Source organism: Planktotalea sp. (genome assembly GCF_039984035.1).
Lineage (GTDB): Bacteria > Pseudomonadota > Alphaproteobacteria > Rhodobacterales > Rhodobacteraceae > Planktotalea.
In genome coordinates, this window is record NZ_JBDWVM010000194.1 from 1 (window position 1) to 10,141 (window position 10,141).

Annotated in this window: 10 protein-coding genes and 1 pseudogene; 5 read left to right on the plus strand and 6 right to left on the minus strand. The window is 55.1% G+C overall.

Annotation, left to right across the window (positions count from 1 at the left end):
- Together ABJQ89_RS08910 and ABJQ89_RS08915 are read right to left on the minus strand one after the other, a co-directional pair.
- The coding region (locus ABJQ89_RS08910; RefSeq protein WP_348495899.1) for an extracellular solute-binding protein at window positions 1-403 on the minus strand (403 nt) is incomplete at its 3' end.
- A 23-nt stretch (window positions 404-426) separates the two neighbouring features.
- Window positions 427-1,440, minus strand: coding sequence for a LacI family DNA-binding transcriptional regulator (locus ABJQ89_RS08915; RefSeq protein ID WP_348495900.1), 1,014 nt, complete (start codon window positions 1,438-1,440; stop codon window positions 427-429).
- 204 nt (window positions 1,441-1,644) lie between these two features.
- Between ABJQ89_RS08915 and ABJQ89_RS08920 the strand changes: the two genes are divergently transcribed.
- Together ABJQ89_RS08920 and ABJQ89_RS08925 are read left to right on the plus strand one after the other, a co-directional pair.
- On the plus strand, window positions 1,645-3,831 hold the full coding sequence (locus ABJQ89_RS08920) for a glycoside hydrolase family 9 protein (RefSeq protein WP_348495901.1): 2,187 nt from the start codon (window positions 1,645-1,647) through the stop codon (window positions 3,829-3,831).
- Window positions 3,832-4,007: 176 nt separating this feature from the next.
- The gene (locus ABJQ89_RS08925; RefSeq protein WP_348495902.1) at window positions 4,008-4,712 is read left to right on the plus strand and encodes a hypothetical protein; all 705 of its coding nucleotides are present in this window, start codon (window positions 4,008-4,010) and stop codon (window positions 4,710-4,712) included.
- Window positions 4,713-4,778: 66 nt separating this feature from the next.
- Here the strand turns inward: ABJQ89_RS08925 and ABJQ89_RS08930 are convergent, their stop codons facing one another.
- Window positions 4,779-5,819, minus strand: a complete 1,041-nt coding sequence (locus ABJQ89_RS08930) for an alpha/beta hydrolase fold domain-containing protein (RefSeq protein WP_348495903.1) — start codon at window positions 5,817-5,819, stop codon at window positions 4,779-4,781.
- 91 nt (window positions 5,820-5,910) lie between these two features.
- Here ABJQ89_RS08930 and ABJQ89_RS08935 point away from each other — a divergent pair, with 91 nt between their 5' ends.
- From ABJQ89_RS08935 to ABJQ89_RS08945, 3 genes are all read left to right on the plus strand, one after another.
- Entirely contained in the window at window positions 5,911-6,735 is an 825-nt protein-coding gene (locus ABJQ89_RS08935; RefSeq protein ID WP_348495904.1) for a helix-turn-helix domain-containing protein, read from the plus strand.
- Window positions 6,736-6,805: 70 nt separating this feature from the next.
- Complete coding sequence (locus tag ABJQ89_RS08940; protein ID WP_348495905.1) at window positions 6,806-7,558, plus strand: sulfite exporter TauE/SafE family protein; 753 nt, start codon at window positions 6,806-6,808, stop codon at window positions 7,556-7,558.
- A 122-nt stretch (window positions 7,559-7,680) separates the two neighbouring features.
- Window positions 7,681-8,466, plus strand: coding sequence for an SUMF1/EgtB/PvdO family nonheme iron enzyme (locus ABJQ89_RS08945; RefSeq protein WP_348495906.1), 786 nt, complete (start codon window positions 7,681-7,683; stop codon window positions 8,464-8,466).
- A 46-nt stretch (window positions 8,467-8,512) separates the two neighbouring features.
- Here the strand turns inward: ABJQ89_RS08945 and ABJQ89_RS08950 are convergent, their stop codons facing one another.
- From ABJQ89_RS08950 to ABJQ89_RS08960, 3 genes and pseudogenes are all read right to left on the minus strand, one after another.
- Complete coding sequence (locus ABJQ89_RS08950; RefSeq protein ID WP_348495907.1) at window positions 8,513-9,322, minus strand: alpha/beta hydrolase; 810 nt, start codon at window positions 9,320-9,322, stop codon at window positions 8,513-8,515.
- A gap of 27 nt (window positions 9,323-9,349) precedes the next feature.
- Complete coding sequence (locus ABJQ89_RS08955; protein WP_348495908.1) at window positions 9,350-10,036, minus strand: ABC transporter ATP-binding protein; 687 nt, start codon at window positions 10,034-10,036, stop codon at window positions 9,350-9,352.
- A pseudogene (locus ABJQ89_RS08960) lies at window positions 10,033-10,141 on the minus strand (ABC transporter ATP-binding protein); the annotation flags it as partial. The gene ABJQ89_RS08955 and the pseudogene ABJQ89_RS08960, both read right to left, overlap by 4 nt.

The following is a 10,141-nucleotide window of genomic DNA, read 5'->3' on the forward strand; positions in this document are numbered from 1 at the left end:
GCATGGCATATTGCGCACCGTCTGTGCCGCGGCCTTGCTGCCATGCGTAGTCAACGAAGAGATCTTCAAGTTCGTTCGCATTGAATTCTTCGGACAGGTTAACGAAGCCACCTTCGTTCACAAAGGCACCGATAAAGCCAACGTCAACCGCAACAACGTCACCTGCGCCTTCACCCGTTGCCAACTGCGTCGTCAGCTTTTTGTGGTGATCGCCGTGGTTGTTCATTTGATAGGTGACTTTGGCGCCGTCGGTCGCGGCCTCATATTTCGGGATAACGACATTTAGGTGGCTGTCAAAATCAGGCCAGCCGTCGAAACGGATTTCTTGCGCCATTGCCGGCGCGGCCAATAGGGTGATGGCCGTTGCGCCAAGCAGCGCGGACCTCATATCAAACTTCTTCATTTCGTTTCCTCCTCTTGATGGTCTTAGTTTTTGATCGTTTTGTTCAGGACCGATGCGCGTTCAATGACATCGGCTTTGAAAGGTCGAAGCGTGGCTGATGCGTCGAAATCAGGCCCGAGCAGCGCATGCGCTAACTGTCCGGCTGCTGCCCCAATTTCGCGCATAGGCTGGCGCACGGTCGTGAGTGGTGGATTCATAAATTGTGCAAAATCGAGATCATCGAAACCGATGAAAGATAGGTCTTGGGGCACGTGTACGCCGCGCTCGTAACAGGCTTGCATGCCCCCTGCTGCCATCATGTCGTTGTGAAAGAAAACAGCGGTTGCGGATGTGTTTGCGTCGAGCAATTCGTTCACGGCGCTATAGCCGCCACTGGGGCTAAGATTGCCGCGATAGATCAGGTCGGGATTGAGCGCGTGCCCGTGTTTTTCAAGGGTACTGGTAAAGCCAGTGTGGCGGTCACGAATTTCGTTCAGGTGGAGCGGACCTGTGACCGTGGCGATATCTGTATGGCCCATTTGCAAGAGATGCTCTGCCGCTTTCTCCCCTGCCCTGATGTTGTCGAGCTTGACGCAGCGGGTCTCATAGCCGGGGACTTCGCGGTTCACGACAACGGCGGTTGGGTAGTGTTGGAGCAGCTCGACCAGCTTGTCCTCTTGCACCGCATCAGCGTGTACAACGAAGCTTTCGCATTGGCGCGCGCTGAGCGAGGCGAGCGCATCGATTTGACCCTTTTCGGTTTCGTTACTGGCCTCTGCGATGGTCTTGAACCCGACACCGCGTAGGGCTTGATCGACACCCTCAAGGATTGCACCGAAGTAGGGTGAATCGAAGCGGTTCACAACGACGCCAATCGTTTGTGAGGTTTGCATCTTGAGCATCTGGGCCGCGCGATTTGGGCGGTAATTCAAATCTCGAATTGCCTTTTCTACAACATCGCGCGTTTCGACATTCACGGGAGACGTGGCATTGATGACGCGCGACACAGTCGCGGTCGAAACGCCCGCCAAAGCGGCGACATCCTTCAATCCAACCATCATTTTCCTCCCATGCCCCACGGTTCATAACCGCTGTGTAAACGATTGCAATTGAAGCAATCGGGCAAGTAAACGTTTACATAGAGGTTTCATTCTGTCAACTCTTATGGAAACACGCTATGGGAGCTGAGGGAGGCCGAGACCATGAAAACCGTGATTTCGCAGATAGTTCTGAGTTTTCTTTTACTAATTTGGGGGACGTCCATGTACGCAGAATCGCACGAAAAGCCGATGGAAATCCCGCTTTCGATTGCAGAGCTTCCGAAAGATTTGTGGTCCAAGAATCGGATTATGCCCTCGGGCGGTGATACGGTTTTGGTGATGCAGGATACCGGCGTCGGCCCCTTCAATGATGCGTCTATGTGGGAGGTGGGTTTCAACCAACCGTTGCCATATGGGCGCAAACAATTTGCCTTTGATGTCGCGGTTGGCGAGGGGCATCGCCCGCTCTGGGGGACGTCGGTATTGCAGCCGATTGTGAATGGCGAACAGGCGGTTCCATCGCTCAATAGTGATGGTGCGCTTAGCCTGCAGATGAGCGTATCTGATACTGATGGCAAAGCGTTTATCCCGCATATGTCTGGGCCTGTGACGTTTCAGATGCCCAAATCGGCAGATACGATTTCGAGTTTTGCCTTCATGACAGCGGGCGCGGAAGGTTATGATGTGACGCTTTCAAATTTCCGCGTTTTGGTCTGGCCAGAAGAGGACAACCGCATTTGGCCTCAGCGTTTGCATGTGTCGTCCTTGGGCTATGCGGCTGACACGGCGGTTGAGGTTTTGGTTGCGTGGCATGACGACAAAGAAACCCGCGCGCTGACCTCTGCGATTTTGACGTTGAATGGTCCTGATGGGGTTAAAGAAATCCCTGTGAACATGCCAACGCGCGCGGCCCCGATTTCGGACAGTCGTGTGAGCAGCGTGAACCTTGGTATGTTGCCAGCGGGGGACTATGAACTCACGGTGCCGAGCACGGGCGCGCGCACGGAAGCGGTGACCAAATCCTTTCGTGTCACGCCGGATCAGAGCATGCTGAGCAAAGCGCGCGATGAGGCATGGGGCGCATTTTATTGGATCACGGAAGGCGCGGATGGCCCCTACCCCGAAGCGCATTTGCAAGATACCGCAGCCAAGGTGTTTGGCGCGCCTGAGCAAACCCAAGATGTGCGCGGGGGCTGGCTCGATGCTGGCGATTACGGCAAATATTCGGTGAATGGCGCCTATAGCGTATCGCTGATGTTGCTCACAGGATTGATCGCACCAGAGGCCTTGGATCACGCGGTGACGCCCGTTGCGAACACGGCGGCAGGCGTACCTGATTGGCTGCGCGTGGCGGATGGTCAATTGGAGTGGCTCTATAAAATGCAGCGCGCAGATGGTGCGGTGTATCACAAGGCGACCACGCGCAAATGGCCGATGATGAGCGATACGCCTGAGGATGATACAGCCACAAAATGGCTGATGCCTGTGACGACAACGGCAACTGCCAACTATGCGGCGGCGATGTCTTTGGCGGCGAAGATCTACCTCGCGCAACCTGATAGTGCCTATCAAACGCGCGGTGGTGAATTCCAAGCTGCGGCAGAGCGCGCTTTGGCGTGGCTCGAAGAAAACCCTGATTTGATCATGATCGATTTGACCTACGATGGGGATCAATATGGCGGGCCATATGATGATCAGGAGGATCGCGACGAACGCTTCTTTGCCTATGCCGCATATGCGGCCCTGACGCAGAATGCGGCGGATTTTGCCAAAGCAGAGGCGCTGCTTGATGATGTCGCTGCGACGATGAAGTCCGATGATTATTCGACCTATTGGGGCAAGGTTGGCCTGCTCGGTGTTTGGGCGTTGCAAACTGTGGATGCGCCCGAGGTGCTGGCAGATGCATCGACCAGCGCGCTGCGCACGGCGTCGTATCGTTGGAAAGTGACGCAAAACCGATCCTCTTGGGGCGTGTCCAAGGCGGATGATAGTCAGCTGGATTGGGGGTCAAACAGCGTCTTTGCGACGGTGGGTTGGCATTGGTTGATGTGGGCAAAGGTCAGCGGCGAGACCGATTATTTGAGCCACGCAGAGCGTCAGATCCACTACCTGTTTGCGATGAACCCGCTTGATCAAACCTACATCACAGGTGCTTATCGCAACGCGACGGTTGCGCCGCATTTCCGCCCTTGGTCGTCCGGGCGCATTGAACTGCCTGCGGGTTTCATCGCGGGGGGGCCGAATTCGGTCAACCTTGCCGGTGATCCGCTGACGGGCGCGATTGTCGGGCAGCCGCCCATGTTGATGTATGTGGATGATGTGGAAAGCTACGCAACGAACGAGGTGGCGATCAACTGGCAGGCGGCTTGGGCGGTGTATGCCAGCCTTTTGGTGGAGATGACCCAGTAACGTTTAACGTTTCCGTTTCAATCAATTCGATCAGCGCCTCAATACTGAAGCCAACCGAGGCGCTGATCGAATTCTGCAAACATATCTTCACCGCTCGCATGGACGTGAATGGAGTTGAGACCTTGTGATACCTTAGCCTTGTTAGGAAGAGCGCATATTTCGCAAAGGGAAAATTCATGCGCAAATCAACAACACATTGGACATTTATCGCGGCTCTTTCATTGGCTGCGACGAGCCCCGCGCTCAGCAGTGCGCAGACAGTTGATGTCGATCAAATGTCCTTCTTTGTTACCAGCGAGAGCAAAGGCGACGGCGGAAATCTTGGCGGGCTTAAAGGGGCGGACGCGCATTGCAATGCGCTCGCGTCAGCAGCGGGATCAGACAAGAATTGGGCCGCTTATCTCAGCACCAGCATGGTTGTGGATCGCTCGAACGGGCGTCCGTTCAAGATCACCAATGGCGTGAATGCGCGCGATCGTATCGGGAGCGGCCCGTGGTATAATGCGATGGGTATGATGATCGCGAAAGATATTGATGCATTGCATAGTGCTGACGGTAATTTCATCAGCATTGAGACCGCGTTGAATGAAAAGGGTGGCAAGATCAACGGACGTGGTACGCCGCCAAATCAGCATGACATTCTGACAGGCTCTGAATCCATGGGTTTCTTTTCCACGGCGGGCGGCGATACGACCTGTTCCAACTGGACAAGCAACAGCGCTGAGGGGTCCGCAATCGTCGGGCATCATGATCGCATGGGCGGCAACACGGCGCGCAACATGGTGTCTTGGAATTCGTCGCACGGCACCTTCGGCTGCGGTGAACAGCACCTGCCGCGCTCTGGTGGTGCGGGGCTCTTTTACTGTTTTGCGACTGAGTAGATCGAGATAAATCATCTGCCCGCGTAACTGGTCGCGGGCAGGCGTTTTTAGCGATTTAGATTTGATTTAGGTAACGGTTATATCTTTCAAAGGTGGCAATGGCCCCTGCCCTGCTGCGCGCATTTCGATGGCTTTGCAAATCCTCTGCAACGCTTGCGTCGAAGACTCTTTCAAACTGTCATAGGCTTGGAAATTGTGAGGCATGTCGGGCCAGATATCGAGCATGACATCGGCGCCATGTGCCTTTTGAACCTGCTCGAAATCGATGACCATATCGCGCAAGACTTCGCGCCCACCAGCTTGCAGATAGAGCGGGGCCAACCCCTCGTAATTATAGCTGATCGGGGACAGGGCCTTGCGTCCATAGGTGCCTTTGGGATCAAGCCATTTGCCAAACATGACGGCCATCCAACCCTGCACGAGATCATATTGATCGTTCGCGGTCATGCTGGCCCCGCGATCCCCAATGTCGGTCCAGGGGCAAAGCCCGACGCAGAGCATGGGTTGCTCTTTTTTCTGCTCTCGCAGCGCGATGGACAGCATCAAGGTCATATGCCCCCCTGCGCTATCGCCAAGGACGACGACCTGTTTTGCAGGGACGCTTTGCGCCAGATAATCCCAGGCGGCCATGGCATCATCGGCCTGCGCGGGATGGGGGTGTTCGGGGGTTAGACGATAATCGGGCGCGAACAGGCGAAGCCCTGTGTGATGGGCGATCATTTGCGCATAACGCGCACTGACGCCGCCATGAAACCCGTAACCGCCCCCATGCAGGTATAGGATAACGGTGTCACCTTTGCGCGTTTTCGGTTCATACCAAATGGCGTTGATGCCCTCGGCATCGCGCGTGTCCACCTCATAGATATCGTCGGTTTCAGGTTGCACCGCGTCAAACAGCAAACGCCCCCGCACCATATCGCCGCCGCGCATGGCCGTCGTAAATTGATGACGGATAAAGCGAATGCCGGTTTCGAAATTTGCATCCCAATCCGGTGCCATTTTGCGCCCAACGGCGTGGCGCATGGATGTGGCGATTGCGATTTTGCTGATTGTCGCAAGAGCGCGCAGACGCAAAGACAAAGGTCCGGAGTATTTTATGTTCGCCATTGATCATTTTCCTCGTTTTGTGACTTGCGCCTTAATCGCGTTTTAGAGATGTCCTGAGATAGAACGATTGCGACACGCAAAAGGGTCGATGATGCCAGCCATCTCTGAACTGTTCCAACCGCCCGCTGCCCTGTCCGGGCTCATTTTGGCGGGTATTTATCGTGACACACGGGGCGTTGAACTGAGTGATGCAGATCGGCTGAACCATTTTCCAGCTTCGCCTTTGGTCCCTGTCACCTTTTTGATGGAGGGGGCGATACACGTGCTCCCCACCGGACAAGATTGGCGCAGTGCGCGGGATGCGCCGGCGTTGGAGCGTGTTAGCGTTAGGCCGATCCAAGACACCCCGCTGAGCAGTTGGTCCCCTGCTGGAACCAAGGCGCTCACGCTTGGACTATACCCCGATGCCTGGCTTAGCCTTGGCGGTGATCTCGAATATCAGGCGGTGCCAATGGCGCTGCATACTGCGTTGGAAGAGTTCGCCGATGCACCAACGCCCGCGCGCGGGTGGGAGGCATTTTGTGCCAACCTCGCCCCTGTTTGGGCGCAGCAGCGCGCCAGCACATGGCGCGGCACCACGTTGATTTCTGATTGGATCCGTTCGATGATCACGCGCTCTGCGCTGACAGGTGCGGGGCAAAGCCTGCGCAGTATTGAGCGGCGCACCAAACGGCTCAGCGGGCAAACACGGCGCACTTTGGAATTCTTCAGCGCGATGGAAAGCCTGCAAAAGATCGCTTATAAAAATCAGGATATGCCGCTTGCGGATATTGCCTATGAAGCGGGCTATTCCGATCAATCCCACATGGGCCGCGCGGTGCGCCGCGCCACAGGATTTTCGCCAGCCCAGCTTAACCATGCGATTCAAACTGAAGAGGCCTTTTGGTGCTATCGCTTGTTGGGCGAACGGTACTGATGCACTGCCTTGCACATCTGAATGCGCCCTCTAGAGTGCGCGCAAATGGGCAAAGGACGACGGCACTATAATGATTGATCTTCTGTCTGACCCCAGCATCGCCATCGTCGCAATCTGCGCCTTTCTGTTGGGCGGCATCGTGAAGGGCGCGATGGGGTTCGGCATGCCGATGGTTGCCATTCCGGTGCTGACGGCGGTGCATTCATTGCCCATGGCTTTATCGATTGCGATTGTTCCTGTGATCGCGACGAACATCTGGCAACTCTGGAAATTCCGCGCGCATCGGCGCTCTGAGGTGCTCCCCAAGTTTCTCGCAACGGGTGTGTTTGGCCTCTTCACAGGTGCGTTGGTGCTCAGCTATGTGCGCAATGCGTATCTGGAGATCGGCTTGGGGCTGTTTGTGCTCAGCTATCTGGCCCGCCGTACCCGCAAAAGCGCGCCGGCCGATCCGCGGTTCGCGCCCGCCTTTGGATTTGCCGCAGGCGTAGCCCATGGCACGGTGGGTCTGTCGGGCCTTGTGGGATCGCCCTATTTCCATGCGCTCGGCTTGACGCGGCCCAAGTTCATCTTCTGTAACACGGCCATGTTCATGATGTTTTCGGTACTGCATCTGATATCGTTGAAAACGCTCAACCTCTATTCAGATGGTGCGGTATGGATCGGTTTCGCCACCCTGATCCCCGCGTTCACAGGCCTGTGGATCGGCGACAAACTCAGCGCGCGCCTGTCATCAAGCGGCTTTTCAAGATTGATCACCTGTATGCTGATTTTTGGGGCGATCTTGCCGATTTGGAATGGGCTTCAGAGTTTGCTGGCGGGGTGATGCGGCAAAAAATACAGAAAGCTGAAGGTTTCAGATGACAATAGATAGGCAGACTAACGTTGACAAATCTTAGATGACCCTAAAAACTTCAGAAGCGCGCTTTTTCTCGACTGGGGTGAGTTGTGAGTTTTCTTAGTCCTTTCAGCTTTTTGCCGATATTCTCTTTAGCGTTTTCTGTTTTAGGATCTCCCTTTTCTGCATCAGAGATAGCTTCAGCATGTTCGTCAGATATTTTGGAAGAAGTGCGCGTGCCTTCAGGCATCACAGCGATCAAGTCGCCGCCTAACCGAAATGCAGAAGACAAAACAGCAAATACTAGAGTAATTAGTGTCGGTGAATTTTGCTTAGCAGTAAATGAAATAAGCGTTGGTCTATTTACAAGGTGTATTTCAGCAGGGCGATGTGCCCCTTTGCGGGGGAACCAAGATGACCCTTTGTTACCAGTTCATTCTGTCACAGTCGTTGAAATTCAAGATTTTATTGATTGGGTAAACCACTCTTCAGGGCGAAACTATCGCTTGCCTTCAGAAGCCGAATGGCAAATGGCTGCCTTTTCGGGAAGCAACCATGAATTTCCTTGGCGGGATATGAAAAGACCTGCGAGCTATAACATTTTTTCAGAAAATATCTCATCAACGAACATTTCGAAGGCTAACGAATATGGCATAAGGGATATGATAGGGAATGTTGCTGAGTTTGTCGCGGATTGTTTTTCTGAAGATTTAGACCTGATTCCTCAAGATGGAACCGCGCTTCAAGTATCAGACTGTACCAATGTTATGTTTAAAGGCGGAGCTTTTTCTACACCTGATTATATTCTAAATCCTAGCTCTAGATTTCCTGTCCCATCGGATTTTGCAACGCCTTTAGCCGGTTTCAGGTTAGCCAGAACTATTGCTCGTAAATAAATATTTGGTTGGCATTCGCAGAATACGGCTTTTTGTCCCGTCTTCTTCAAACCTCACTCACAAACGCTTGGGTTAGGGGGCTATTGGTCTCGCGCAATCCATCTAGGATGGTGAAGTGATTGAGTGCGCCTTCGATCTCAACGCGGATGCGGGCCTCTAACCCGCTCCACATCATACCAAGCAATTCCGTTTGACGGATGAACTCTGGTCGCTCGCCCCCGCCGACCCAAGCGATCACATCGGGGTGCCCCACTGGCAAATGCAGCGCGGCGCTTTCGATGGTGGCTTCTTGCAGATCGAGGCGGAAATCCTCGTTCATCTTCGTGTGCAGAAGCGGGCGCAAATCGTGCAAGCCGCTGATGGAAACGGTGCGTTCAATCCGCCCCAAAACGGCGCTGTCCAAAGGCGAGTCATCGCAGATCATACGGCTGACCAAATGCCCGCCAGCGGAATGCCCAGACAGGCGAATAGGGCCGTCGTGGAGCGTTGCTGCCTTCGTGATCGCGCGGCCGATTTGGGTGGTGATCTCGCTAATCCGCGCCTCGGGGGCGAGCGTGTAGCTGGGCATGCAGACGATCCAACCCTGCGCGCGCGCGCCTTCCGCGAAATGGGTCCAATAGGATTTGTCGAGCCGTATCCAAAACCCGCCGTGCACAAAGATCGCGATGCCCTTGGACGGACCATCTGGCCAGATCACATCCATGCGTTCGCGGGGGTGTTCGCCATAGGCCAGTTCTTCGATTTTGACGCCAGAGGCGCGATAGGCTGCTGCATCGTTTTGCCAGATCTCGGGCAGAGCCTCAGAGCCTGGAATATGCGCCATATTGGCAAATGCGTCGTCCCAATCGCGTGTCATACTACATAGCCCTTGTTTGATGCGGCGCTAAACGCCGACGAATTTTTCCGAAATATCGCTGCTGAGGTCACCCATATCACCGCTCCAAACCGTCTTGCCCCGCGCGAGGATCACAGCCTTGTCGCAGACAGAGGCGAGTTCCTTGATTGACTTATCAATCAGCAAAATCGCCATGCCGGTTTCTGATTTCAATTTGCGCACAGCGGTCCAGATTTCTTGGCGCACGATGGGGGCGAGGCCCTCTGTCGCCTCGTCCAAAATCAGCAGGCGCGGGTTGGTCATGAGCGCGCGTCCTATGGCGAGCATTTGTTGCTCTCCGCCTGAGAGCGAGCCAGCCCTTTGATCGGCGCGTTCGCCCAAGCGCGGGAAAAGATCAGCGACGGTTTGCAGCGTCCAATCGCCAGCGCGCGCGGCGGCGATCAGGTTTTCCTGTACGGTGAGCTGCGCGAAACAGCGACGCCCTTCGGGGACCAAACCGATGCCAAGACGCGCGACCTTGTGGCTGGGCAGCGCGTGCAGGTTTTGGCCCTCAAATGTCAGGGTTCCTTTGGCAGAAATCATTTGGCAGATCGCTTTGACGGTGGTGGATTTCCCCATGCCGTTGCGCCCCATCAGCGCGGTGACTTCACCCTCTGCCATTTGCAGATCAACGCCGAACAGCGCTTGCGAGCTGCCGTAGTGCGCGGTCAGGTTTTCAACGTTCAACAGGGTCATTCGCCGTCCCCCAAGTAGGCGTCGCGCACGACTTGGCTGCTGCGAATGTCGGCTGCGCGGCCCGTGGCGATCACCTTGCCGTAGACCAACACGCTGATGCGATCG